At 61.7% G+C, this 24,713-nt stretch carries 20 protein-coding genes and 2 tRNA genes; 10 read left to right on the forward strand and 12 right to left on the reverse strand.

The window, feature by feature from the left end; translation table 11 throughout:
* Positions 1–179: 179 nt before the first annotated feature.
* The 3 genes from EII23_RS00745 to EII23_RS00755 form a co-directional block, all read right to left on the reverse strand.
* Positions 180–443 carry a hypothetical protein gene (locus tag EII23_RS00745; protein WP_124791167.1) on the reverse strand — a complete coding sequence of 88 codons (264 nt, stop codon included), beginning with the start codon at positions 441–443 and terminating at the stop codon, positions 180–182.
* A gap of 244 nt (positions 444–687) precedes the next feature.
* A tRNA-Asp gene (locus EII23_RS00750) sits at positions 688–764 on the reverse strand.
* A 9-nt stretch (positions 765–773) separates the two neighbouring features.
* A tRNA-Val gene (locus EII23_RS00755) sits at positions 774–849 on the reverse strand.
* Positions 850–1,151: 302 nt separating this feature from the next.
* Here EII23_RS00755 and EII23_RS00760 point away from each other — a divergent pair.
* Positions 1,152–2,084, forward strand: coding sequence for a polysaccharide deacetylase family protein (locus EII23_RS00760; protein ID WP_260424533.1), 933 nt, complete (start codon positions 1,152–1,154; stop codon positions 2,082–2,084).
* 38 nt (positions 2,085–2,122) lie between these two features.
* Here the strand turns inward: EII23_RS00760 and EII23_RS13310 are convergent, their stop codons facing one another.
* Complete coding sequence (locus tag EII23_RS13310; RefSeq protein ID WP_260424534.1) at positions 2,123–2,275, reverse strand: hypothetical protein; 153 nt, start codon at positions 2,273–2,275, stop codon at positions 2,123–2,125.
* A gap of 350 nt (positions 2,276–2,625) precedes the next feature.
* On the opposite strand from EII23_RS13310, the gene EII23_RS00770 reads away from it, so the two are divergent.
* From EII23_RS00770 to EII23_RS00785, 4 genes are read left to right on the forward strand one after another with little or no spacing between them, the layout of a single operon-like run.
* Positions 2,626–4,524, forward strand: coding sequence for an ATP-binding protein (locus tag EII23_RS00770; protein ID WP_185702257.1), 1,899 nt, complete (start codon positions 2,626–2,628; stop codon positions 4,522–4,524).
* 51 nt (positions 4,525–4,575) lie between these two features.
* Positions 4,576–6,045, forward strand: coding sequence for a helicase HerA-like domain-containing protein (locus EII23_RS00775; RefSeq protein ID WP_124791170.1), 1,470 nt, complete (start codon positions 4,576–4,578; stop codon positions 6,043–6,045).
* Positions 6,046–6,083: 38 nt separating this feature from the next.
* Entirely contained in the window at positions 6,084–6,494 is a 411-nt protein-coding gene (locus EII23_RS00780; RefSeq protein ID WP_124791171.1) for a thioesterase family protein, read from the forward strand.
* Between the two features lie 35 nt (positions 6,495–6,529).
* Positions 6,530–7,084: an NADPH-dependent FMN reductase gene (locus EII23_RS00785; RefSeq protein ID WP_124791172.1), complete on the forward strand. Its 555-nt coding sequence runs from the start codon at positions 6,530–6,532 to the stop codon at positions 7,082–7,084.
* A gap of 65 nt (positions 7,085–7,149) precedes the next feature.
* Here the strand turns inward: EII23_RS00785 and EII23_RS00790 are convergent, their stop codons facing one another.
* On the reverse strand, positions 7,150–10,722 hold the full coding sequence (locus EII23_RS00790; protein WP_124791173.1) for an FAD-binding and (Fe-S)-binding domain-containing protein: 3,573 nt from the start codon (positions 10,720–10,722) through the stop codon (positions 7,150–7,152).
* A 169-nt stretch (positions 10,723–10,891) separates the two neighbouring features.
* Between EII23_RS00790 and EII23_RS00795 the strand changes: the two genes are divergently transcribed.
* Positions 10,892–11,875, forward strand: coding sequence for a hypothetical protein (locus tag EII23_RS00795; RefSeq protein WP_260424535.1), 984 nt, complete (start codon positions 10,892–10,894; stop codon positions 11,873–11,875).
* Between the two features lie 92 nt (positions 11,876–11,967).
* On the opposite strand, the gene prfA is transcribed toward EII23_RS00795, so the two are convergent.
* The 3 genes from prfA to rpmE all read right to left on the reverse strand — a co-directional run bounded on the left by prfA (position 11,968) and on the right by rpmE (position 14,335).
* Positions 11,968–13,035, reverse strand: coding sequence for a peptide chain release factor 1 (prfA, locus tag EII23_RS00800; RefSeq protein WP_124791174.1), 1,068 nt, complete (start codon positions 13,033–13,035; stop codon positions 11,968–11,970).
* Between the two features lie 15 nt (positions 13,036–13,050).
* Positions 13,051–13,980, reverse strand: coding sequence for a DUF1385 domain-containing protein (locus EII23_RS00805; RefSeq protein WP_124791338.1), 930 nt, complete (start codon positions 13,978–13,980; stop codon positions 13,051–13,053).
* Between the two features lie 142 nt (positions 13,981–14,122).
* Positions 14,123–14,335, reverse strand: a complete 213-nt coding sequence (rpmE, locus tag EII23_RS00810) for a 50S ribosomal protein L31 (protein WP_124791175.1) — start codon at positions 14,333–14,335, stop codon at positions 14,123–14,125.
* 143 nt (positions 14,336–14,478) lie between these two features.
* Here rpmE and EII23_RS00815 point away from each other — a divergent pair, with 143 nt between their 5' ends.
* Positions 14,479–15,285 (forward strand): TlyA family RNA methyltransferase, encoded by an 807-nt coding sequence (locus EII23_RS00815; protein WP_124791176.1) that lies wholly within the window; start codon positions 14,479–14,481, stop codon positions 15,283–15,285.
* Positions 15,286–15,337: 52 nt separating this feature from the next.
* On the opposite strand, the gene EII23_RS00820 is transcribed toward EII23_RS00815, so the two are convergent.
* Genes EII23_RS00820 through EII23_RS00835 form a run of 4 tightly spaced genes read right to left on the reverse strand, consistent with a single transcriptional unit; the run spans position 15,338 to position 21,384 of the window.
* On the reverse strand, positions 15,338–17,635 hold the full coding sequence (locus EII23_RS00820; protein WP_124791177.1) for a hydratase: 2,298 nt from the start codon (positions 17,633–17,635) through the stop codon (positions 15,338–15,340).
* A 39-nt stretch (positions 17,636–17,674) separates the two neighbouring features.
* Positions 17,675–18,346 (reverse strand): LysE family translocator, encoded by a 672-nt coding sequence (locus tag EII23_RS00825; RefSeq protein WP_124791178.1) that lies wholly within the window; start codon positions 18,344–18,346, stop codon positions 17,675–17,677.
* Between the two features lie 44 nt (positions 18,347–18,390).
* On the reverse strand, positions 18,391–19,533 hold the full coding sequence (gene icd, locus EII23_RS00830; RefSeq protein WP_124791179.1) for an NADP-dependent isocitrate dehydrogenase: 1,143 nt from the start codon (positions 19,531–19,533) through the stop codon (positions 18,391–18,393).
* Positions 19,534–19,542: 9 nt separating this feature from the next.
* Complete coding sequence (locus EII23_RS00835; protein ID WP_124791180.1) at positions 19,543–21,384, reverse strand: cache domain-containing protein; 1,842 nt, start codon at positions 21,382–21,384, stop codon at positions 19,543–19,545.
* A 267-nt stretch (positions 21,385–21,651) separates the two neighbouring features.
* Between EII23_RS00835 and EII23_RS00840 the strand changes: the two genes are divergently transcribed.
* From EII23_RS00840 to EII23_RS00850, 3 genes are all read left to right on the forward strand, one after another.
* On the forward strand, positions 21,652–22,767 hold the full coding sequence (locus EII23_RS00840) for a glycosyltransferase (RefSeq protein WP_124791181.1): 1,116 nt from the start codon (positions 21,652–21,654) through the stop codon (positions 22,765–22,767).
* Entirely contained in the window at positions 22,764–23,279 is a 516-nt protein-coding gene (locus EII23_RS00845) for a hypothetical protein (RefSeq protein WP_124791182.1), read from the forward strand. The genes EII23_RS00840 and EII23_RS00845 overlap by 4 nt, the downstream gene beginning before the upstream one ends.
* Before the next feature lie 122 nt (positions 23,280–23,401).
* A complete protein-coding gene (locus EII23_RS00850; RefSeq protein ID WP_124791183.1) occupies positions 23,402–24,589 on the forward strand; it encodes a glycosyltransferase family 2 protein in 1,188 nt (395 codons plus the stop codon).
* Positions 24,590–24,713 lie beyond the last annotated feature (124 nt).

Below are 24,713 nucleotides of genomic sequence, written 5' to 3' on the forward strand. Positions count from 1 at the left end.
CCCATGACGATAATCGCTCATGCGGAAACTTTAAACAAGAAACGCTAAAGCTGCCAGCTAAAGCTGGGGGTTTTAACCCTCCCAAAGTGGGACAATAAGCCCTACGTTGAGGGCTTATTCTTTCAGCAGCAGCATGAAGGCGTTCGCTTGAGGCAAGCGAACTCAATAAAATTTTTTGGTTAACTATCGAGCCATTCTCTTCCATATTCCTGCACCGCCTCGTAGAGGTTGATGCCCGAAGCAATCATCCTTTCGCGCCCATAAAGCCGTTTCATGATTTCTGCAGATTTTGGCAATAGTGGAATTTCATTAAGCAGCCTGCCTGCTTCCTCTTTTTTCCCAGCAGTCAATAAATCTGCAACACGCAAACACATTTCATTGATTTCATCTTCTGAATAATACTTCAGATAGGGTTCGCGTCGAACGGCTTCAACTTCTGGCATGGTTTTCCTCCCTGGGCCTACGAAAACTCTATCCAGATTATTCGTGGGCGTCCAGATATGCGGCCAGTAACGTCCTGACGGCATCCGCGGAGGCGGCCACAGTAACCGCGTCCGGGATCAGGGCCGACAGGACTTTTGCGTGGCGGATTGGGCAGATTGCAGAAAAAACGCCCATAGCTTGGGATGCTGCTGCATTCCAAGCTATGGGGAGTATGGAAACTCCTGCGAAAGAGGAGGATATGGCTGGCGGAGCGGAAGGGACTCGAACCCTCGGCCTCCGGCGTGACAGGCCGGCGTTATAACCGTCTTAACTACCGCTCCGTATGGGGCTGGTGGGCAGTACAGGACTTGAACCTGTGGCCCCCGCCGTGTGAAGGCGGTGCTCTACCAGCTGAGCTAACTGCCCTCCCGGAAATCTGCTTGTACAGGAAAACGGGTCACAGCGTCAAGAAATTTTTTGTTCCGGCATGCGCACCCGCCACAAAACGTATCTGCGTGAAAAACCTGAAAAAAGAGGCACGCTCCCGCCCACAGGGATTGCTTGCCGTCTCTCGGGCCGGGTGATACATGTGGACGATACGGTTCCGCCCCGGCGCAAAACAGACTGCGGGCAGCGCCGTCATGGCCGCGCTGTTCCCGAAAACAGGCAGCGCTGCGGATGCACAAGGGAGAAAAAGAGCAATGGGATGTCGGTGGAAACAACTGTGGATGGCACTGTTCTGCGCCGTGCTGCTGTGCGGCGGCAAGGCTCAGGCCTGGATTCTGGACGGCAATGCCATCATGGACCAGCCCATGCGCGAAAACCTTTGCGTGCTCACGTTTGACGACGGCCCTTCGCCCAATACGCCCCAGTTGCTGGACTCATTGGCGGAATATGGCATACCCGCCACGTTTTTTCTTCTGGGCAGACAGGCCGAACGCTTCCCCGATCTTGTGCGGCGCACCCTGGCCGAAGGACATGAGGTGGGCAACCACTCCTATTCGCATCCCAATTTCCGCCGCATCAGCCCTGCGCGCCGCCTTGAGGAACTGCGCCGCACTGACGACATCCTGCGCAAGCTCGGAGCCGCGCCGCGGTTTTTCCGTCCGCCGTACGGCGCCTTTGAAGAATCCACCGAACAGATTGCAGAGGGGCTGGGCCTGGCTGTTGCTCTCTGGTCGCTGGACAGCCGCGACTGGCAGCGTCTGCCGGCAAACTATGCCCAACTGCTCAGCACGCGCGGATCTTCCTACGCCCCCGGCACCCTGCGCGGAGTCTTTCTCTTCCACGACACGCACAAACGCACGGTGGACGATCTGCCGCGCATTGTCCGTGATCTGCGCGCCGGAGGCTGCCAGCGTTTTGTCACTCTCAGCGATTATGTGGACGGACTTCTGGATCCGGAACCGGGTATGCGCATGGTGCGGCGCGCGCTTCCCGCGCCGGAAGCTGCGGCATTTTCCCGTGGCCGCCCTGCCGCGCCGGAGCAGCCTGTTGCCACAACCCAAAGCTTTCCGGCGGGCACCGCCGCCCTGCCGCTGGCCCGCAGCAGCAGGCCGTGGAGTGGTGAAGCCGTGGCGCAGGAAAATGCCCCCCAGCCCCAGGCCGCACAGCCTCCCGACCAAGCCGATCATCCTGCGTCTTTTCCGCCAGCCAGTTAGGCAGCATTCCCTGCGACACTGATGGGCCATTCCCCGGCCTACTGGATACCCGTGCGCATGAATGACTGCACAAACTGACGCTGGAACAGCAGAAAAGCCACCAGCAACGGGCCTGAAGTCATGAGCATGGCCGCAGTGATGATTGTCCAGTCCACCCCCTGCTCGGTGGCGGAAAAAATTTGCAGCCCCACGATAAAGCGGCCACGAATTCACGGAATTGATAACAATGAGCGGCCAGAGAAAGTTGTTCCAGTGCGTGTTGATGGAAACAAGGGCGTATGCCGTATAGGCGGGTTTGGCCAGCGATATATACATGCCACAAGACCTGAAGAGTATTGGCACCTTGCCTGCCGCAGAAGGCCGATTGTATGGTGGTGTAGCGGAGATATTTCCGTCGATGGTCAGCCGGGGAGCGATGCCATTGCCCTGACAGCGCCTTTGCCGTATGCTTCTGTATCCATCGTGCGTCCGGCATTTCCCGGGCGCTCCATTTTCCGCTCCGTCGCCACAGCAGCCGTGCGCCGGGGGCAAAGGGACATGCATGACTCCTACCGGCACTGATGCCCAACAGCGCTTTGAGGCCATCTGGGATTCCGTGGCGTGCGGCATCGCCATCATTGACGCCGAAACCCGCACCATTCTGGCGGTCAATCCCGTGGCTGCCCGCATGCACGGGGCTGACCCCGCGCACCTTGTCGGAAAAATCTGCCACCAGTTCATCTGCCCGGCAGAAACAGGCGCCTGCCCCATCATGGACAAGGGGCAGACCGTGGACCGCACGGAGCGCAAGCTCCTCCGCGCCGACGGTCAGACCCTGCCCATCATCAAATCCGTGGTCAAAATCAACTATCAGGGACGCCCTGCCCTGCTGGAAAGCTTTACGGACATTTCTCTCCTCAAGGAAGCCGAGGAACAACTGCGCGAACTGCGTGTGGCCCAGGTCGCCAGCCAGGCAAAGAGCGATTTTCTGGCCCGCATGAGCCACGAAATGCGCACTCCCCTCAACGCCATTCTGGGCATGGCCCGCATTGCGCAGAAAAACGGAGACGCGCAAAACATCTCCCATGCCCTGTCGGTCATCGTCACCTCTGCCTCGCATTTGCTGGGTCTGGTCAATGACGTTCTGGACATGGCCAAGATCGAAGCCGACAAAACGGAAATCATGGCCCTTCCCTTTTGCCTGGAGCATCTGATCACCCAGGTCTGCACCATGGTGGAAGATGACGTTGAAAAAAAGAAGCTGCGCCTGGGCATCGCTTTTTCCGAAAGCATCCCCCTCTCCTATACGGGAGACGTGCTGCACATTTCACAGATTCTCGTCAACCTGCTGGCCAATGCGGTCAAATTCACTCCCGAAGGCGGCCATGTTTCGCTGTGTGTGGAAGAAGCACAGCGTACGGCCGACAGCAGCGAACTGCGCTTTCTGGTGCGTGATTCGGGCATCGGCATCCCGCAAGACAAGATCGACAAACTTTTTGCTCCCTTTGAGCAGGGAGACGGCAGCATTACCCGCACGTACGGCGGCACAGGACTGGGCCTCTCCATTTCGCAAAGACTGGCCGGACTGATGGGCGGCAAAATCACGGTTTCTTCCGTACCGGGGCAGGGGGCCACATTTGTCCTGCACCTGACTCTGCCCCATGCCCCTGAGAGCCCTCTGCCCCCCGTGCCTCCGCATTTTCGCTGCCTTTTTGTTTCCGACGATGCCCAACTGGCCCTCCAGTTTCAGGGGATTGCCCGCAGGCTGCGCCTCCATGCGGACATGGCGTCCGCCCCAAAGGACGCACTGACGCTGGCGCAAAAGGGTTCGGGCCATGATCTCTGCCTGCTGGATCTTGACCTGCTGGACGGGCAGGCTCTGCCTCTGGCCGAGGCCCTGAGCGCACATACGCGCCATACGGCATTCATGACAGGCTTTTTGCACTGGAACAGCATGGAAAGTTCTGCCCCGGCCAACAGCCATTTTCTTGCCCGGCAGCTTTTGCCCACGGCTGTGGCCGACCTTGTGCGCACATGTGCCGCACAGCGGGAGGAGGCATCCGAGCGCGGGCAAAGCCCGGATTTTTCCCAAATCCATGTGCTGCTGGTGGAAGACATTGACATCAACCAGGAAATCTTTCTCGGCCTGCTGGCGGAAACCGGCATCCACATTGACGTGGCGGACAACGGACGTGCGGCTCTGGACATGCTGCGCGCCCATCCCCGCAAATACGACCTCATATTCATGGACATCCAGATGCCGGAGATGGACGGAATTTCCGCAGCGCAGGCCATCCGTGCCCAACCGCACATCTACGGCACAACGCCGATCATTGCCATGACCGCCAACGCTTTTACCGAGGATGTGGAAAAATGCCTTGCCGCAGGCATGGTCGGCCACCTGTCCAAGCCCATTGAAGAGGAAAAAGTGCTGGAAGCCATCGCCCGTTACTGTTCCTGAACAGAAAATGCGGCTTTTTGAAATGCCTGCTCCGCAAACACAGGAGAAAGCATGCTCGATACCACAAACAGGGCGGCAGTGGCCTTTGCCAACGGCAGTTTTGTCTGCCTTTCGCCCGCAATGGGCAACAGGCACGGGCTGATCTCCGGCGCCACGGGCACGGGAAAAACCGTTACCCTCCAGACATTGGCCGAAACTTTCAGCCAGATGGGCGTGCCTGTTTTTGCCGCCGACATCAAGGGCGACCTTTCGGGAGTGGCTGTTGCGGGCGGCAACAGGGAAAGCGTGAACCAGAGAGTGCGGGACTGCCGCCTGGAAGACCACGGTTTTGCCTTTCGGGGTTTCCCCGTCCAGTTCTGGGATGTTTTTGGCCTTCAGGGCATTCCTGTGCGGGCCACCGTGGCGGACATGGGCGACATGCTGCTGGCGCGCCTGCTCCAGCTCAACGACACCCAAAGCGCCGTGCTCGCCATGATCTTCAAAATTGCCAAGGACATGAGTCTGGAGCTGACAGACCTCAAAGACCTGCAAAAAACCCTGGAATACACCCGCGCCAACGCGCCCCGGCTTTCCCCCGCATACGGCAACCTGCCCGCCAACAGCATCGGGGCAATCCAGCGCAACGTGATGGCCCTGCAACAGGAAGGCGCGGACGACTTTTTCGGCGAACCGGCCCTGAACATCGAAGACCTCATGCACACCGTGGACGGCAGGGGGGTCATCAATATCCTGGCCGCCGATCAGCTCATGCAGTCGCCCAGGGCCTACACCACGTTTCTGCTCTGGCTTCTGACAAAGCTTTTCACCTCCCTGCCCGAAGCGGGCGACAGGGACAAACCCGCGCTGGTCTTCTTTTTTGACGAGGCGCACCTGCTTTTTGCCAATGCCCCCCGCGTGCTTGTGGAGCGCATCGAGCAGGTGGTGCGCCTGATCCGCTCCAAGGGCGTGGGCATCTTCTTTCTTTCCCAATCCCCCACAGACATTCCCGACTCTGTGCTGGGGCAGTTGGGCAACCGTGTGCAGCACGCCCTGCGGGCCTACACGCCCAACGACATCAAGGGGCTGAAGGCCGCAGCCAGGTCTTTTCGCGCCAATCCCGCTTTTGATGCGGAATCCGCCATTGCGGAACTGGGCATCGGCGAGGCCCTGATCTCCTTTCTGGACGCAAAGGGTGTTCCTGCGCCTGTGGAACGGGCCTGGATACTGCCGCCCCAGGGGCAGATCGGCCCTCTGGACGCCGCGCAGCGCGAGTCCATGCTCCAAACCTCCCTGCTCTATCGCGTCTATGCCGAAAAAAAAGACAGATTCTCCGCCTTTGAAGCCCTGAATGCACAGCAGGCCGAGGACCAACGCCAAAAAGAGGAAGCGCAACAGCTTGCCCAGGCTCAAAAGGCCGCACAGGACGAAGAAAAGCGGAAAGAAAAGGAAAAAGCGCAGCAGATACGCTTTTGGAGCGGCGTGGCCAAATCCGTTCTTGTGCCCATTGTGCGCCGCTTCCTTGCGGGCATGTTCCGGCGCTGAAATCCATTGCCGCGCCCAGGGCGCGAAAAGGGGGAAACATGGCCAAAAAACTGGAGCCTGGCCTTGCGGGCAGTCATGAGGCCATTGTCACCGAAGCCATGCTGGCCAGCAACGTGGGCAGCGGCACAGTGTCTGTTTTTTCCACGGCCATGCTGGTGGCCCTGCTTGAGGGCACGGCGGTGGCTCTGGTGCAGGACGCTCTGGAAGAAGGGCAGACCACCGTGGGCACGGCCATCAGTGTCAGCCACACCGCCGCCACGCCTCTGGGCATGAAGGTGCGCTTTTTTGCCGAACTCACGGCCATATCTCCCAACGGCAAAGGCCTGACCTTCAGGGTCCGGGCCGAGGACGAAGCCGGACCCATCGGAGAAGGAACCCACGAACGTGTGGTCGTCAACAGGGAAAAATTTGAAACCAGAGCCCTTGCCAAGGGGCAACAGGGCGCATGACCGCGCTACAGCGGCTTTTGCGCACGGAGGAACCTATGGATAACCTGACATTTGTGGGCATTTCCGGCAGTCTTCGCCGGGCATCGCGCAATACGGGCCTGCTGCGCTGCTGCGCGGCCAACCTGCCCCAGGGCGTCCGCATGGAAATTGCGGATATTTCCGCACTGCCCCTGTACAATGAAGACATGGGCAAACCCGAGGCAGCCCAGGCGCTCATCCGGCAGGTCAGTGCTGCGGACGCCCTTGTGCTGGCCTGCCCGGAATACAACTATTCTCTGGCTCCCGCGCTCAAAAACGCGCTGGACTGGCTCTCCCGCGAGCCAAATCTGGCCCCGCTCAACGGCAAGGCGGCCTGCATTCTGGGCGCTGGCGGCGGCATGGGCACCTCACGCTCCCAGTTGCATCTGCGCCAGGTCTGCGTGTACCTGAACCTGCGCCTGCTCAACAAGCCCGAAGTCTTTTCCAACGCCTTTACCCCGGCCTTTGACGATGCGGGCACGGTGGTGGACGCGGCGCTGGCCGGGCAGACCGCAGAACTCATGCAGGAACTGGCTCTCTGGACGCGCCGGTTGCGCGCCCCCGCAGCCTGAAAAAACCGGCAGCGCCCGCACGCCTGACGGCCCGCGGGCGCTGCCAACAGCCAAACCGGAAAAACCTATCCGTCTTGCGGCTCTGCGCTCTCCAGCGCCACCACACGCACCTCGCCCCGCGTTTCGTTGACCTTTTTGCGGAAACTCTGGCGCCTGTCCTCGCCGTCCATCTGCCCGGCCAGCCATTCCACCACATGCTGCACAGGACGCTTGTCCTCCATATTGATGAGGCAGCGGCCAATACCGATCTTGCACGAGGGGCAGCCCACCACCACAGGCCCGTCGATGCCGTCGGCAAAAGCCCGGCCTATCCGCTCCTGTTTGCGCGCCCGCAAGGGATTGTAGATTTCGGGCGATGTCATGGCTCCCATGCCCGACTCCCCGCAACAGCCGGGGCTGACGGACACCGCGGCTCCGCTGAAGTCCGCCAGAGCCCCTGCAATCATTTTCTGTCCCTTGATTCTGTGCACATCCGCCCATTCGCAGTGGCAAGCCCCGTGATAGAGCACGGAGGAACCCTGTTCCAGCGGCGCGCGCATCTGTTCTTTCTTGAGCAGGGGCAAAACCAGCTGCGCCACGTCACGCTGCACCAGATCAGGGAATTGCTCCTCCAGATGCATGCGTTCCAGCCCGTCACGGCACGAGCCGCAGGCTGTGACCAGATGACGGCAGTCAAAGCCCTGCCGGGACAGATTGCGCAGCATGGCGGTCAGGTATTGCCTGTTCTGGGCCATATTGTCTTCAAAGGCCGTGTCCATGCCTGCGGCCAGCAGGGGAAAGCCGCAGCACATGTGCCGGGGCGGCACAGCCACGGCAAAACCCGCCTTGAGCAACAGCATGAGAGAAGACATGCCTATGCGGTCGTAAAAAAGAGCCCCGCCGCATCCGGGAAAATAGAGCACGCAGGGCATGCCGGGCACAGGCTCCGACGGGGCAAAAACAGAGCCGCGGTGCAGTTTGAGCGATTCGTACAGGTTGGTATAGCCCATCTTGGGGCCGCGCCCGGAAAAAAGCGGGCTTTTCATGCGCTTTTTCCAGACTTCGGGCACAAAGCCCAGGAACCTGTTCTGCACTTTCTGCCCCAGAGAGGCCAGTTTGGCCGCCCTGGGCGCGCGGTGGGCAATATCCCGCGACAGCCATTCCAGCGCGCGCCCCTTGAGGGGATGCCCGCCTGCGCCCTCATGCTCCAGCAGGGCACGCAGCGAAAGGGCCACCTCGCCCGAGGGAATCTTTACCGGGCAGTTTGCCATGCAGCGCCCACAGGCCGTGCAGTGCTCCACAAGGTTGCGCAGTGCCCCGAGCAGGCGCTCGTCAATGCGCCCCTTGTTGACCTGGCTGTAGTACACGGCTTCCAGCAGCATGCCCAGAACCATGTTCTTGTTGCGCGGGTGGTACTGCATGGAGCGTTCGGGATAGCACATGGAGCAGACCTGCTTGCACTTGCCGCAACGCGTGCAGACCTGAATGGCCGTCAGCAGACTGATGAGTTTTTCCTTGTCGGGCAGGCCGCTTTCCCGAATATCCCGGATCAGGTGGTTGAAAGAAAAGGTGAAAGGCCGCACAGGCAGATCACGCTGCACCAGCTTGGCGGGGTTCATCACGTCGCGCGGGTCCACACGCTCCTTGAAGGCCCGCAGGGCATCCATCTTGTCCTTGCCGAAAAAACCGATCTTGGTGATGCCGATGCCGTGCTCGCCCGAAACCTCGCCGCCCATTTCCTGACATTCGGCCATGACCCTGGCGGCGACCTCCTCCGCCTCTTCCAGCATGCGCGCGTCGTTGGAATTGACGGGGATGTTCACATGGCAGTTGCCGTCTCCGGCATGCATGTGGCTGGCCACCACAATACGGCTGGCCTCCATGTAGTCCCTGATTTTTCCGATCTTTTTTGCCAGATGGGGATACTTTTCCTGCAGTCCGGCAAGAAAGGCCTCTGCCCGCTCGTACATTTCCGTGTCGGAAATCTCGCCCGCTGTCACATCGCCCGAGGCGACTTTGGACGCCTGGGAAAACTCGCGGTTGAACTCCTTGTCTTCCAGAGGAAATCCGGACAAGCGCCCCACTTCCTGCAGGGCATGGCGGTATGCGGCGGCCGCGCATTCCAGATTGATCTGCTCCAGAAAAAGCGCAAAGTCCGGGATGCGCTCCATGGGAATGACCACATCCTCGTTGAGCTTGAAGCCCGAAGTACGCTTGGCGATGGCCGAAAGGCGGTGGCGGTCTTCCCAGAAATGCTCGGCTTCCCTGTCGTCAGCAGCCACAATGATGTCGACGTTTTCCTGCTGTTCCACAATGGCAACAATCTGGCCCACGCATGTGTCCAGCAGATAGGGGTCGTCACCGTCCACCTGAAGAATGATCACGGAAATGGGCGAACCTTCATAACGGGAAGACTTGCGCTTGTACTCGATGGCCTGCACATATTTGGCGTTGAACTCCTCCATGGCAGACACGTGGGCATAGTCGCCCTCCTCACGGATGCGGTTGCGCAGGGCCACCAGTTCGCGCACCACCACGGCCGCCGTGTGCATGGAGCGGCCAAAAAATTCCAGCACCATGACCCGCTGGTGTGCGGGCCGGGGATGGATGATGAAGCAGGCTTCGGTAATGATGCCGTCCACACCTTCCTTCTGCATGCCCGGCAGACCGCCCAGGGCCTTGTTGGTCACGTCCTTGCCCAGACCGGGCAGGCGGATTTCGTCGCCGCGCAAATGCACCACGTTCCGCACGCCTCCGCTCACGTCCTTGACAGCAAAGACCGCGGTTTCTTCGGGCAAAATCTTGTGGCGCGGATGGTCCTCGCGCTCCACGGTGATGATTTCGCCGGTGGGCGTGACCATGCGCCACCAGAGCAGATTGTCCAGCGTGGTGCCGTACTCGAAGGCGCTGGGGCCGCCCGCGTTTTCCGAAACATTGCCGCCAATGGACGACGCCTGCTTGGAGGCCGGATCCACGGAAAACAGCGCGCCCGCCTCGGCCACGGCATTGATCACGGCCTGGGTGATGGCCCCGGCCTGGCAGGTGACGGTCATGTTCTCAAGGTCCACAGGGCCGATGCGCGTCAGGCGCGTCAGACTGACGATGACCGTGCGCTTGCGGGCGGGCACGGCCCCGCCGGTCATGCCGGAACCGCCGCCGCGCGGGATAAGCGCAAACTTCATGTCATTGGCCAGACGCACCAGATCCGCCACCTGCTCCGTGGTGTCCGGCTCCACCACCAGAAGGGGCAGTTCCATGCGCAGGTCAGTGGCGTCCGTGGCGGTTTCCACCAGCGCCGCGGGATCGGTCAGGATGCACTCGTCGGGCAGGATGTCGTGCAGGGCATCCACCAGTCGGGTGCGAAAGACTGTTTCGGCCTCGTGGGCCGACCAGAACATGATCATGCCCTCGCCGATGGCCGTGGCATAGTAGTGGGCCAGGGCCACGGACTCCTTTTCAAAACGCGCGGCCACGCTGTTGCGCACGGTTTCCGCGTCAATAAAGGGGTTGTAGGCCACCAGAAACAATTCTTCCGCAATGGCGATGGCCAGATTGCGGACAGATTCCGGCCATTCGGCGAAGTCATCCATATTGATGCGCAGGATACGGTTCACCACCGAGTCGGACGATATGGAAATATGCGGACCCTTGTGGGGCATGGCTTTTTACCTCATGCAATCCATGATTTGGGGACAAGTTCTCCTTGTACGTTCAATAAAAATGGAAGGCAAGCAGCCCCCGACCCCACAGGGCGGGCGCCTTTTGACATTTTTCGCCAGCGCGCTATTCTTTCCCCCGTCCCTCCACAGAGCACGGAGCGTTGCCGCAATGATTGTCCACAAGCTGCAACCCGTCACTGACATCTTTGACTGGCTGCATGTTGCCTGGGAAAACTCCGCCACCCAAAGGCGCGTGGCCCTCGCCATTCTCTGGGTCTACCTCTGCGCCATGCTGGGCATCGAGTTGAACCGGCAGGGCCTCCTGCCGCCCCGGCTGGCCATGCTCGTGCCCGACAGCCATTTTTATGCCATCCATCTGGCCTTCACGCTCATTCTGGGGCTGGAGGTCATGAGCCTCATTTTTATCATTCCCCGCTCCCTGTCCCAGTCCATAGGCAAACAGTTCGAGCTCCTGACCCTCATCCTGCTGCGCAACGCCTTCAAGGAACTGTCCAACCTGCCGGAACCCGTCAGCGTCATGGAAAGCATGCAGTCTGTGCTGCACATCGGCGTGTCCGGTCTCGGGGCGCTCAGCGTGTATCTTTGCCTGGGGCTGTACCGGCGCATGGCGCGCAGAAACATCCACTTCATCCACACCCCGGAACTGCGCATGCGCTATGTTTTGAGCAAGAAGCTCCTGGCGCTGGCGCTTTTCGGCATTTTTGCCGTCACGGCCATACGGGATCTGACGCTCTTTGTGCGCACCGGCGCTGACCAGCACTTTTTTGAAACCCTCTATACCGTGCTGATCTTCGCAGACATCGCCATGGTGCTCATCGCCCAGTTGTACATGCCCGCCTTTCATGCGGTCTTTCGCAACTCAGGCTTTGTCATCGCCACGCTGCTCATGCGCCTCGCGCTTTCGGCCTCGCCCCTGTGGAGTCCGGCCATCGGCCTGTTTGCCGCACTCTTCATGCTGGCCCTGACCTGGTGCACCAACCGCTTCATGCCCGCGCCGCTGTTCCGCAAAACGCACAAAAAAAGCCGGAAGAGAAAAATCCTTTCCGACAGACCGCAACCCTCCCCTGCCCAAAAAGGCAAAAGGCCCCACTCCGGGTGCAAGAACGCACGGCAGGGGCATTCCCAACGGTAATGGCCCGCAATGGAGACGGCGTTACGGGAAGATAAACAGACGGTTTTGTCACGGCCGGAGCATGAGGCAACCATGCCCCAAAGGGCGGCAGTCTATGCGGACTGGGCCTTGAGCGCCTCGGCCTGGGCGGCTGTGCCCAGAGCTTCCACCAGCGGCTCCAGTTCGCCTTCCATGATCCGCTCCAGAGAGTAGAGCGTCAGGTTGATGCGGTGGTCGGTGCAGCGCCCCTGCGGAAAATTGTAGGTGCGTATGCGCTCGGAGCGGTCTCCGGAGCCCACCTGGGCCTTGCGGTCGGCGGAAAGCTCGGAATTTTGCCGCTCCCGTTCCACGGCCAGAATGCGCGACGCCAGCACCTTCATGGCGCGGGCCTTGTTCTTGTGCTGAGAACGCTCGTCCTGACAGGTGACCACGGTATTGGTGGGCAGATGGGTGATGCGCACGGCCGATTCCGTCTTGTTGACATGCTGGCCGCCCGCGCCTGACGCGCGAAAAATGTCGATGCGCAGATCTTCGGGGCGGATTTCCACATCCACTTCCTCGGCTTCGGGCATCACGGCCACCGTAGCCGCCGAAGTGTGGATGCGCCCCTGGGCTTCCGTGGCCGGAACACGCTGCACACGGTGCGTGCCCGCTTCAAACTTGAGGTGGCTGTAAACCTTTTCTCCGCTGACCAGGCAGATGACTTCCTTGAAGCCGCCCGACTCGGAGGGGGATTCGCTCATGAGCTCTGTTTTCCAGCCCTTGAGCTCCGCATAGCGCAGATACATGCGCAGAAGATCCGCGGCAAACAGGGCGGCTTCCTCCCCGCCCGTGCCTGCGCGGATTTCCAGAATGGTGTTCTTTTCGTCCAGGGGGTCGCTGGGCAGCAGCATGACCTTGAGCTCGTGCTCCATACGGGGCAGCGCGCTTTCGGCCCGCTCCACTTCCTCCCGCGCCATTTCGCGGATATCCGGATCGGCATCGCTCAAAAGCTGGCGGTTTTCGGCCAGTTCCTGTGTCAGCGCGCGGTGACGGCGGTACAGTTCCACAACCTGACGCAGGTCGGCATGGGCCTTGGTCAGCTTGCGGTAGTGTTCCTGATCGTCAAAAACATCGGGCTGGGCCAGAGCATGCTCCAGTTCCAGATATTTTTTTTCCAGACCTTCCAGTTTGGCGAACACGGCGGCTCCACTTGCTTATTGCGCGCTGGTTTCCGAGGTATAGGGCACGGCATGCACGTTTTTGCCGGGATCCGGCCCCAGGGCTTCGCGCAGGGCCACCACAGCCACTTCCAACTGCTGCTCGTCCGGCTCGTATGTGGTCAGACGTTGCAGGGCCAGGCCGGGCGCGCGCAGGACAGAGGCCCACCACAAGCCCTCGGGCAGGCGCGCGGCATAGCGGATAAGCTCATAGGCCAGCGCGCTGATGGGCACCATGAGCGCCAGCTTGAAAACAACCGTCAGGCTGTGCTTGGCCACCGCCCCCTGCGGCGAATACAAAACCAGCAGAAGGGGCACCAGCACAGCGTGCAGAATGATGGAAATGCAGATCACAAAAAGCAGAAACGTCGTTCCACAGCGCGGGTGCAGTCGGCTTTTGGCCGCTGCGGCCGCCGCGTCCACAGCGCCTCCGCTCTCCCAGGCGTGGATGGTTTTGTGCTCGGCGCCGTGGTACTGAAAAACCCGGCGTATATCGGGGAACAGGGAAATGGCCTTGATATAGCTCACAAAAATGCAGCACTTGAAAAAACCGTCCCAGATGTGGAAGGACAGGCCCTCCACATCCCCCCCCAAATCCAGCCAGAGCATGAAGACCGAAAGCAGGTGCGGCGCAACCACAAACAAACCGATGGCCATGAGCAGCGCCAGCAGCATGGTGAGCGCAAGCTGCCAGCCGCTGATCTCCTCCTGCTCGCTCCGGGCCGCAACCTCCACCGAACGGTTCAGGGCCTTGACCCCGTTGACCAGGGTTTCCAGCAGCACGGGAAAGCCGCGCAGAAAGGGCTTTTTGAGCCAGGCCGCGCGCGTCAGGGAAAACCAGGCATGCCGCCGGGCAAGAATGCTGCCGTCGGCCTGGCGCACGGCAAGGCCGTACACATCGCCGTTGCGCATCATGACACCTTCCATGACGGCCTGACCGCCCACCGGAGGGCACTGCCCCGCAAGAAACGCGCACGCAAGACGCAACAACAGACCCCTGCGGGGGGGCCTGCCGCCGCGTCCGCCCCCGCCTCCGGGCAGGGGGTGCGCTGCCGTGGGAATCACGCGGCTATTTCTGCTCAAACTTGGAGTACTTCTTGCGAAAGCGGTCAATGCGGCCGGCGGTGTCCAGAAAGCGCTGCTTGCCGGTAAAGAAGGGGTGGCAGGCGGAGCAGACTTCCACGTGCACCTTCTCGCCCTTGGTGGAAAGAACACTCGCCTCGTTGCCGCAGGCGCAGGTGACCGTGGCGTTGAACACTTTGGGGTGAATTTCTTTTTTCATGACGCATACCTCGGATGGCGCTGCAATCGCGCGCGTATTGACCATGCGGAACTCTGCCGCACAAGAGAAAGGCAAATACTCCCTTTTCGCGACTTTGGCAAGGGGCATTGCCATGCGCTCCCCTTGGGAGTATCTTTGCCTCCATGCCCAAAGCTCCCCGCCAACGCGCCGACCAGCTTGTTTTTGAGCAGGGGCTTGCTCCAAGCCGCGAGCAGGCCCGCCGCCTGATCATGGCAGGCAAGGTTTTTCTGCCTCCGGCCCTGCCCGGCGCACCGCAAATCCGGGTGCCCAAACCCGGCCACCCCTACCCCAGCGATACGGTTTTTGCCCTGGCCGCGCCGGAACCCTATGTCAGCAGGGGCGCGTACAAGCTGCTGACCATCATGGAGCATTTTTCGCTGGACGTGCGGGATCTTGTCTGCCTGGACGCCGGAGCCTCCACCGGAGGCTTTACCGACTGCCTGCTCCAGCACGGCGCACGCCTCGTCTACGCTGTGGATGTGGGCAAAAACCAACTCCACGAGCGCCTTTTGGCCGATCCCCGTGTGGTCAGCCTCGAAGGCGTCAATCTGCGCCATGCCCCGCCGGATCTCATCCCCCGGCAGGTGGATCTGATCACGGCTGATGTGTCCTTCATCTCGCTGACGCTGGTTCTGCCGCCCTGCATGCGCTGGCTCAAGGCAGACGGCATGGCTGCCGTGCTCATCAAACCCCAGTTCGAACTCGGCCCCTCGGAAGCCGTCAAGGGCGTTGTGCGCGACAGCGCGGCCCGTCAGCGTGCTGTGGACACTATCCTGCGCTTCTGCGCGGAAAACCTCGGGCTGGACTGCAAGGGAGTCCTGCCTGCGGCACTCAGGGGGCCCAAGGGCAATCAGGAATACATGGCCCTCTTTGTGCGCCGGAAGCAGGAATCCGCGCCCGGCCCGGACGCGGATTCCTCAAACGGATGAACGAAAGTCGCCTGTTTCGCGATGCGGCCAGGCCGCAACCCCTTCCTTTGGCTCAGCGTTTGCTGTTGTAGAAATTGATCAGACAGCCGTCCAGAATAATGCGGCGTTCGTCATCGGTGAGATCCCGCAAGCGCAGTTCGATCCGGCGGGCAGGCCCGCTTTCGGAGGTCACATATCCCGCCATGACAGGCGCGGCCGTTGCCACAAGCTGCCGCACATGCGGAACCACAAGCCAGTCGCCCACATGCAGACTTGCGGCCAGATCCCCGTCCACAAGAAAAGGCAGCATGCCCCAGTTGATCAGATTGGAGCGGTATCTCTTGGTGGCATATTCCACAGCCAGATTGGCCCATCCGCCCAGAACTTTCTGGCAGGAGGCGGCCTGTTCGCGCGCCGAGCCGTCGCCGGGCTTCATGGCAAAAATGGTCGACCCGATGCCCACATTGCCCAGATCAGGCGCATCCCGCAGAATCGCGGCGTCACACAGCGCAAACAGCGCGCGCACACGCGCCAGCAGATCCGGCGCTGCGGGATCGGCCAACCGCGCCTTTTCCAGTTCCTGTGTTTCCCTGGCGCGGCCCACATAGTCCGGATCCTTGCGGGACAGCGTGAACTCCGCGAGCTTGAGGGGGTTGGAGCGTAAGGAAGACGTTTCGCCCGAAGGGATCAGTTCGTCGGTGGTGGTCACGGCATCGGTGATCACGCTGGCCACCCGCAGGAGCAGGTGTTCCGGCAGGGGGCTCATGGCGGGCCAGTCCGCAATGTTGGGGCCAAACACAAGCTTTGCTTCGGGTTCGGGCCGCCCGAAGCCGTTGTATACGCGGCGCTGGTAGATCAGAGGCTCGAAGCGGTATTCCAGGTCAACCCCGGCAAGCTCCGGCGATGTCCAGTCCAGATCCGTGGCCGGCGTCAGACGACCGCCGTTGGCCGCTGTGGCGGCAACGGAGCGCGCGTCCATGAGGGCCACGGCCGCCAACTGCCCGCCGGACGGCTTGGAGCCTTCACGGTTGGGGAAATTGCGCGTGGCGTGACGTACGGACAGAGCGCCGTGCGCCGGGGTATCGCCCGCGCCGAAGCACGGCCCGCAAAACGCGTTTTTGAGCACAGCGCCCGCAGCCATGAGTTTGGCTGTGGCGCCGTTCCTGATGAGGGCCAGCCCCTGCGGTTCGCTGGCAGGATAGACCGACAGGCTGAATACCTGATTGCCCGTGCTCTTGCCGTCCAGAATAGCCGCCGCCAGAGCGATGTTTTCAAAACTGCCGCCCGCGCAGCCCGCAATGATGCCCTGGTCAACCCACAGCCCGCCATCGCGGATTTTCCCGCGCAGATCCAGGCCCGCGGCGGCAAGGCCGAACTGGCGTCTGGCCTCCTCCTCCACCTCGCCCAGCAGTTCCCGCCCGTGCCTGGCCACTTCCGCCACAGGGTAAACATTGCTGGGATGAAAGGGCAGGGCGATCATGGGCACGATCTTGCCCAGATCAACGCGGATCAAGCCGTCATAACAGGCCGGGCCTTCGGGTTGCAGCAGGGCGTAGTCCTCTTCCCGGCCGTGCCGGGCGAAATACTGCCGAACCTTTTCGTCCGTGCGCCAGATGGAGGAAAGACAGGTGGTTTCCGTGGTCATCACGTCGATGCCGCAGCGGTATTCCACAGAAAGCCCCGTCACGCCCGGCCCCACGAACTCCATGACCCTGTTCTTGACAAAGCCGTTCCCGAACACCGCGCCGATAATGGCAAGGGCCACGTCCTGCGGGCCAACGCCGGGACGCGGCGCGCCCTCCAGCCAGACGGCCACGGTCTGCGGCCGGGGCACATCGTAGGTCTTGCCCAAAAGCTGCTTGACCAGTTCCGGGCCGCCTTCGCCAACAGCCATGACGCCCAGGGCTCCGTACCGGGTATGGCTGTCGGAGCCAAGGATCATTCCGCCGCACTTTGCCATCATTTCCCGCACATACTGGTGGATGACCGCCAGATGGGGCGGCACATAGATGCCCCCGTACCTGCGGGCCGCAGACAGCCCGAACATGTGGTCGTCCTCGTTGATGGTGCCGCCCACGGCGCACAGGCTGTTGTGGCAGTTGGTCAGAACATAGGGCACGGGAAATTTGTCAAGCCCGCTGGCGCGCGCGGTCTGGATGATGCCCACATAGGTAATGTCGTGCGAAGCCAGAGCGTCAAAACGCAGGCGCAGCACATTGTCGTCGGCAGCGGTATTGTGCGCGGCCAGAATGCGCGCGGACAGGGTGTTCCTGCGCGCGCCGTCAATATCCACACCGCCCGCGCGGGCCTGCTCCGCACTGCGGATGCTGTCGCCGTCAATGACTACGGCATCGTGGATGAGTTCGATCATGGCAATATCCGGATTTGCCGCTCGCCAGAGCGAGGCGGGTTAGCGGGACGCCGTGGCCAGCTTGAGGCCAAAGGCGATGAAAATGATGCCGGTACAGCGTTGCAGCCATTGCTGGAAGCGGCTGTTCTCAAAAACACGGCGCACACGGCCGAGCATATAGGCCAGCGGCACAAACCACGCAAGGCACAGGCCGACCAGAATGCCGCCCAAAACCAGAAACTGCGGCCCCAGCGGCGCGCGCGGGTCCGTGAACTGCGGCAGGAATGTCAGAAACACCAGAACAGCCTTGGGGTTGAGCGCATTGGTCAGAAGACCCTGGCCGAAAAAATCCAGCCATTGGCGCAATGTCAGGGGCTCTCCCGCGCCGCCCCCTGCCTCTTCCCGGTCCGCATCCGGAGCTGTTTTGACCACAGCGGCGCGAACGCGCCCGGCGCGCAGAGCCTGAATCCCCAGCCAGACAAGCCAGGCCGCCCCCAGGTACTGCAAAACAGAAAACCAGAAGGCGGAATGAGCGACAATGGCAGAAATGCCCAGCATGGCCGCCGCTGTATGCAGGCAGATGCCCAAGGCAATGCCGCAGGCCGCAGCCTGCCCCCGCGCCCGGCCCTTCAGCAGGGCCACACGGGCAACGAGGGCAAAATCCGGGCCGGGCAGCATGACGAACATGGCCGACATGGGAATGTAGAGCAAGAGATTTTCCAGCGAAACCATACCGGACCTTCCGGAACTGCGGAGATGACGTTTTCCTGATGCCGCTACAGGCGGGAGCCGATGATCTCGCCGAACTCCGCGCAGCCCACAACCCGCGCCCCGCTGACCTGCGTGGCCAGATCCTCGGTAACAGCCTTTCCGGCAATGGCTTCTTCCACCGCCTTGCGGATGCGCCTGGCTCCGCCGGGCACACCCAGATGCTCCAGCAAAAGCGCGCCGCACAGGATGACGCTGCCGGGGTTGGCCTTGTCCTTTCCGGCAATGGCGGGCGCTGTGCCGTGGGTCGCCTCGTAGAAAGCCAGCGTGTCGGACATGTTCACGCCCGGAGCCAGCCCCAGGCCGCCCACCTGCGCGGCCAGCGCGTCGGAAATATAATCGCCGTTGAGGTTGGGCGTGGCCAGAACATCATACTGCTCGGGCCGCAACAGGGCTTCCTGAAACATGGCGTCGGCAATGCGGTCCTTGATCACCAGACGTCCGGGCACAGGTTCCTTCTCGGTGCAGGTTTCCGCGCCAAATTCCTGGGCCGCCACATCATAGCCCCACTGGCGGAAAGCCCCTTCGGTAAACTTCATGATATTGCCCTTGTGCACCAGGGTCAGGCTCTTCCTTTTCTGCTCCAGCGCAAAACGCAGGGCGCGGCGCACAAGACGCTTGGAACCGGCTTCGGTCATGGGCTTGATGCCGATGGCCGCGGCGTCGCCGATCACGGACGCGCCCAACTCCTCACGCAGAAAGGCGGCCAGCCTGCGCGCCTCTGGCGTGCCCGCGGCAAATTCCACACCGGCGTACACATCTTCCGTATTTTCCCGGAAGATGACCATGTCCACCCGCCGGGGATGCTTGACCGGCGTTTCCAGCCCTTCAAAATAGCGCACCGGACGGATGCAGGCATACAGATCCAGGCTCTGGCGCAGGGCCACGTTGAGGCTGCGGATGCCCGTGCCCACCGGAGTGCCCAGAGGCCCCTTCATGGCCAAATCCGCTCCGCGCAGGGCCTGCATGGTGCTCTCGGGCAGGGGGGATCCGGTTTCGCGCACAGCCTTGTCGCCCGCGAGCAGTTCTTCCCACTCCAGGCGGATACCCGCATTTTCCGCAGCCAGGGCGGCCTCGATAACGGGACGGGCGGCTTTCCAGATTTCCGGCCCGATGCCGTCGCCTTCAATCCAGTACACTTTCTTTTGCATGGTCGTTCCTCATTCGTTGTCGCTGTTTTCCGCCTCGGCCTCGGCTTCCTGCTGAAGCGCTCTGGACTTCCTGAGCAATTGCTCTATCTGGATATCCACGCCCAGCACTCCCACAATATTGTCTTTGGCGTCCGTTACCGCGCAGGACACCGTGATGATCAACTTGCCGGTAAAGTGCGACTGGTACACGTCCATGATATGAAGCTTGCCGCTTTTCATGGGCATCCGGAACCATTCGCGCTGCGAAAAATCGTAGCCGAGGGGCAGGGCTTCGTAAATTTCCCTGTAGGTGGGGTCAGTGATGGCCGAGCAGCGCAGGCTGCCCGTTGCGTCTGTCAGATAGCAATACTGGATGAAAGGGTACTCGCGCACAAAGGCGTCCAGGCAGGCGCAGGCCCCGGACTCAAAGTCCAAAAGTTTTTTATTGCGCGACAGACGCACCAGAATCTTGGCCGACAATGCCCCGGCCAGTTCTTTCATGTGGTCGAACTCCGAGGCGAAGACCTCTGGCATGAAACGCTGCACCAGAGCCTCCATCTCCTCATGGGACAGACTGGTGGTGCGGCCGGTTTCGTCATACATGGCCATGATGGCTTCATAAATCTGCCCCACGGCAGGGTGCTTCTTGGAAACGCACTGCGCGCCGGTCAGGCCCATGTTGTTGTTGATCCAGTACGCCACTCCGGCACGGCCCGTCTTGTCGGTGATGATGATGGGCACGGGCCGTCCCAGAAGGGAGTTGGTGTCAAAAATATTGTAGATTTCCTCATTCTTGGCCAGGCCGTCGGCATGCACGCCCGCGCTGGTGGCATTGAAATCGCGCCCCACAAAAGGATAGTTGTGGGGAATGCGGTAGTGCAGCTCTTTTTCAAAAAATTCGGCAACCTCGCCAAGAATGGTCGTGTCCGCCGCCGCATCGTCGCCCGTGAGGGAAATGTATTCCACCAGCAGGGCTTCCAGCGGCGTATTGCCCGTGCGCTCCCCGAACCCGAAAAGCGTGCTGTTGACCGCGCCGCAGCCATACAGCCAGGCGGTGACACCGTTGACCAGCACCTTGTGGAAGTCATTGTGCCCGTGCCACTCCAGCCACTGGCCGGGAACGCCCGCCTCGTCGGTAAAGGCGCGCACCACGCGCTGCACGGAACGGGGCAGGGCCGCGCCCGGATAGGGCACGCCGTAGCCCATGGTGTCGCAAAGGCGGATCTTGACCGGCATGCCGCTCTGGCGCGAAAGCTCCATGAGCCTCTGGGCCAGGGGCAGGCAAAAGCCGTAAATGTCGGCGCGGGTCACGTCCTCGAAATGACAGCGGGGGATAATGCCCCATTCCAGAGCCTGCTCGGCCATGCCCACATACATGTCCATTGCCTGCTGGCGCGTTTTGCCCAGCTTGAGAAAAATGTGGTAATCCGACACGCTGGTGAGCATGCCCGTTTCGTCAAACTCCATGTCCCGCACCAGCTTGAGGTCCTCCTTGACAGCCCGGATCCAGGCTGTCACGCGGGGGAAGCGGTAGCCCCGCGCCCGGCAGGTTTCGATGCACTTGCGGTCCTTGGCCGAATACAGAAAAAACTCCGAAGCCGTGATCAGCCCTGTTTTTCCGCCCAGGCGGTGCAGAAAGTCAAACATTTTTGCCACCTGCTTCACCGTGTACGGCGGGCGCGCCTGCTGGCCGTCGCGGAAGGTGGTGTCGGTGATGCGCATCTGTTCCGCAGGGCGGGGAGCCAGGAGAACTTCGTCAAAAGAGGTGCGGCAGATGCTTGTATACGGAAAAAGGTCACGGTAAAGCTGCGGCTTTTCCGGTTCCTGCATGGTCAGTGTGCGGCTTCCGGTCTGATGTATGATCGTGCTCATGGTGCTGCAATCCTGTCTGGCGCTCCGGGAGCGGTAAAAATTGTACCGTAACATTGTATATAAGCACGAAAACCGCCCCGCGTCCAGCCCCGCACCCGGCAACCGCCCGGCCAAGGCCCCCATCGGGCGGCTGCGAGGCGCACTTGCAAGCATTTGCGGAATCATAGTAAAAGCCCTGATGTGCTTCGGACCGCAAAATGCCCGGGCGGATTCCGGGGTTTTTGCTCCGGCGTTTCAGGCCGGGAATCCCGGCATGCAAGGAAGCCTATGCCCAAACCCCTCCGCGTCCTTTTTCTTCTGGAGGATCTCTGCTTCGGCGGCACCCAGCGGCAGACCCTGGAACTGGCGCGGCGTCTGGATCGCGGTCTTTTTTCCCCGGCGCTGCTCACGCTCACCGGCCCCACGGATCTTGACCCTCTGGCGCGGGAGGTCGGCATTGAACTGCACCACATGGGCACGGGGCGGGGGCACGCTCCCGCTTTTTTCCTGCGCCTGGGCCGTGCGCTGCGCAAGCTTGCGCCCCATGTGCTGGTTCCCTGCACTGCCCTGCCCAATATCTGGGGGCGCATCTGGGGACGGCTGGCCTTTGGCGGTTGCTCCTGCGGCCCGCGCATTGTGGGCACCTGCCGCGGGGGCGGCGCTCCCCTGCGCCAGCACGAGCGCCTGCTCTGGCGCCTTGCCGACCACATGATCTGCAACTCCCGGGAGTTGCGGAGCATCCTTCTGGACATGGGCATGCCCGCAACCCGCCTGAGCTATGTGCCCAACGGCGTGGACACGGACTTTTTCTCCCCTGCGGCCCTGCCCCCGTCGCGGCGGGAGCCTCTGGTCCTTTGCGTGGCCCGGCTGGCCGCCGACAAGGATCACCTGACACTGCTGCGGGCTTTTGAGATGGTTCTGGAAAACTGCCCCAAAGCCCGCCTGCGGCTGGTGGGCGACGGGCCCGAAGAAACCCGTTTGCGACACTGGGCAGAAGAACGTACGGCAGGCGGCAGGGTGGAATTTGTGGCCGGTGGCCCGGACATGCGCGCGCATTACAGCGCGGCCCGCGTGTTTGCCCTTTCCTCGGTGCGCGAAGGGCAGCCCAATGTGCTGCTGGAGGCCATGTCCTGCGGGCTGCCTGTCTGCGCAACGGCCGTGGGCGGCATTCCCCAACTGCTGGACGATGGCATTGCAGGCTTTTTGTCACCTCCGGGCGATGCCGCGTCTCTGGCGGCCAACCTCTGCCGCCTGCTGCGCGACGGGGAGGCGTGTGATACGCTGGGGCGGACAGGACGGGAAAAGATGGAAAGCCGTTTTTCCTTCGCCCGCATGGTACAGGCGCATGAGGAGATTTTTTCCGGCGTGGCCGCCCGCGGGAACGGAACGGAGCGCCTGCCATGAACAACATGCGAAAAAAAACACGACGCGGGAAAAACCTTGCCTTGTGTTCTGTCGCGCTGGTGCTGGCGCTGGTCATGCCCTGCCGCGCGGAAATGCCCGAGGAGTACAGCCCGCCCGAAGCAACCAGGGAAGACAGCGTACCGGCGTCCGCACAGGCTCCGGCCACAGACGGGCAGGACCCTGCAGAAAGCGAGGTCAGGGAACTCTGGACTGGCTCCCTCTATACCTCCAGCTATCGGGTGGGCGTCTGTTTTACCGCCCAGGGGGAATTGCGCGGGGTGGTGCATCTGCGGTTGCGCAACGGGCAGGTGGATGTTTATCATATCAGGGGCAGCGTCAAGGGCAAAGAAATCAGGGCGCGCCACGGTTCCGGCCACTCCTTTGCGGGGCGCTTCGCGGACTCCGGGCGGGTGGAAGGTACCATCAGGCTGAAGAACGGCATGAAGGTGCGGCTGGAAGGACGGCGCACGCACAATGCCGCGCTTGCGCCGGAAAATTGCGCGCCCCTGTAAGCACTGATGATGTTTTTGCGGCAAGGCCGGCGGGCGTTGCGTAACGCTTGCGGCGGCCGGTCCGCCGGGCACAAAGACACAGCGGCGTCCCATACGCCCGGATACCGACAAGGAGCAGTGTTATGTTTTGGGTATGGTTTTTTTTGGCGGCTGGTCAGTGTGCGTTGTTCTATATTCTGGCCCGCACCGGCGAATCCCTGCCGGAGCGCGCCCGTGAGGATTTTTGCGCCAATTCTCCGCTGGCCGGGAACCAGTGGCCCAGCGTGGGCATGGTCATTCCTGTGGCGGGCAGCGACGCACGGATGGAAGGAGCGTTGCGCAGCCTTCTTGCCCAGGATTATCCCCGCCTGACGGCTGTGGCCGTGACCAGGGATGACAACGAACCTGCCGCGCACATTGTGGCCCGCGTGCAGAAGGACTTTCCCGCCCTGCGCCATGTGGCGGCCGGTCCCGCCAGCGGTTGCGGCCAGAAAAACCACAACAGCCTGTGTGGCGTCGCCGCTCTGGACGACACGACAGACGTGCTGGTTTTCTGCGACAGCACGCACCGCGCCAGACCGGATTTTCTGCGCCATCTGGTGGGGCCGCTGGCACGGGGGGAAAGCTCTTTCAGCACAGGCTACCATATGGTGGAACCGGCCGATACCCGCCCCGTGACCCTGGGCTATACCCTGTGTGTGCTACTCATGCGCCTCTTGCAGGCAATTTCCGCCTTTACCCAGTTGTGGGGAGGGGCCATGACCATGACCAGATCAGCCTGGAAGAAGTACGGCGTGGCGGATCTCTGGTCCGACAATGTGGTTGACGACTGCTCCCTTTCGGCCCTTCTGCGGGCGCGCGGCGTCAAGGTCAGCCTCTGCCCCGGCGCGCTCCTCGCCACGGAAGCCAAGGCCATGCCCCGTGCCGCATGGCGGGCCTGGATGGAGAGGCAGGTTCTTTTTCTGAAGTTCTGCATGCCCGGACAGTGGATGCTTTTGGGGTTTCTCTGCCTCATGATGGTCCTGCCCCTGACCTGCGCCGCCCTGTCCCTTCTGGGCGGCCTTGTGGGTCTGGGCAGCGGAGCCGGTGTGCTGCTGGCCGTCTTCTGGATGGCGGGGGCGGGAGGCGCGCTCTATCTGTGGCGCGCCATGTTTGACCAGCATTTTCCGCTGTGGCGCTGGTTTCTGGCTTTTGTGGACGCAACATGCATGTTTGCGCGGGTGTACGCATGCAGTCTCCGGGCCACGCAACTGGAATGGAGTTCCGCACGCTACACGGTGGGTCCGGGCGGCGTGGTGGAAAAAACGGAATCCGCGCGGACAGGATTTTGACAGGGGCGCTCTCCGGCCTTATATATCGCCGGGCCGATAACTGGGCCGGGCAAAATATTTGTGCGCGGCGGGCACAATTTCGCAGGGCGAAAAAATTGCCGCGCACGGGCCGTCCCGCGGATTC

The sequence above is a fragment of the Desulfovibrio sp. OH1186_COT-070 genome (assembly GCF_003860215.1).
Lineage (GTDB): Bacteria > Desulfobacterota > Desulfovibrionia > Desulfovibrionales > Desulfovibrionaceae > Desulfovibrio.

Bases quoted from the DNA above. Each gene is read 5' to 3' on its own strand.
- EII23_RS00745 (WP_124791167.1), bottom strand. From the start codon at position 443: ATGCCAGAAGTTGAAGCCGTTCGACGCGAACCCTATCTGAAGTATTAT.
- EII23_RS00760 (WP_260424533.1), top strand. From the start codon at position 1,152: ATGGCACTGTTCTGCGCCGTGCTGCTGTGCGGCGGCAAGGCTCAGGCC.
- EII23_RS00770 (WP_185702257.1), top strand. From the start codon at position 2,626: ATGACTCCTACCGGCACTGATGCCCAACAGCGCTTTGAGGCCATCTGG.
- EII23_RS00775 (WP_124791170.1), top strand. From the start codon at position 4,576: ATGCTCGATACCACAAACAGGGCGGCAGTGGCCTTTGCCAACGGCAGT.
- EII23_RS00780 (WP_124791171.1), top strand. From the start codon at position 6,084: ATGGCCAAAAAACTGGAGCCTGGCCTTGCGGGCAGTCATGAGGCCATT.
- EII23_RS00785 (WP_124791172.1), top strand. From the start codon at position 6,530: ATGGATAACCTGACATTTGTGGGCATTTCCGGCAGTCTTCGCCGGGCA.
- EII23_RS00790 (WP_124791173.1), bottom strand. From the start codon at position 10,722: ATGCCCCACAAGGGTCCGCATATTTCCATATCGTCCGACTCGGTGGTG.
- EII23_RS00795 (WP_260424535.1), top strand. From the start codon at position 10,892: ATGATTGTCCACAAGCTGCAACCCGTCACTGACATCTTTGACTGGCTG.
- EII23_RS00805 (WP_124791338.1), bottom strand. From the start codon at position 13,980: ATGGAAGGTGTCATGATGCGCAACGGCGATGTGTACGGCCTTGCCGTG.
- rpmE (WP_124791175.1), bottom strand. From the start codon at position 14,335: ATGAAAAAAGAAATTCACCCCAAAGTGTTCAACGCCACGGTCACCTGC.
- EII23_RS00815 (WP_124791176.1), top strand. From the start codon at position 14,479: ATGCCCAAAGCTCCCCGCCAACGCGCCGACCAGCTTGTTTTTGAGCAG.
- EII23_RS00820 (WP_124791177.1), bottom strand. From the start codon at position 17,635: ATGATCGAACTCATCCACGATGCCGTAGTCATTGACGGCGACAGCATC.
- EII23_RS00825 (WP_124791178.1), bottom strand. From the start codon at position 18,346: ATGGTTTCGCTGGAAAATCTCTTGCTCTACATTCCCATGTCGGCCATG.
- icd (WP_124791179.1), bottom strand. From the start codon at position 19,533: ATGCAAAAGAAAGTGTACTGGATTGAAGGCGACGGCATCGGGCCGGAA.
- EII23_RS00835 (WP_124791180.1), bottom strand. From the start codon at position 21,384: ATGAGCACGATCATACATCAGACCGGAAGCCGCACACTGACCATGCAG.
- EII23_RS00840 (WP_124791181.1), top strand. From the start codon at position 21,652: ATGCCCAAACCCCTCCGCGTCCTTTTTCTTCTGGAGGATCTCTGCTTC.
- EII23_RS00845 (WP_124791182.1), top strand. From the start codon at position 22,764: ATGAACAACATGCGAAAAAAAACACGACGCGGGAAAAACCTTGCCTTG.
- EII23_RS00850 (WP_124791183.1), top strand. From the start codon at position 23,402: ATGTTTTGGGTATGGTTTTTTTTGGCGGCTGGTCAGTGTGCGTTGTTC.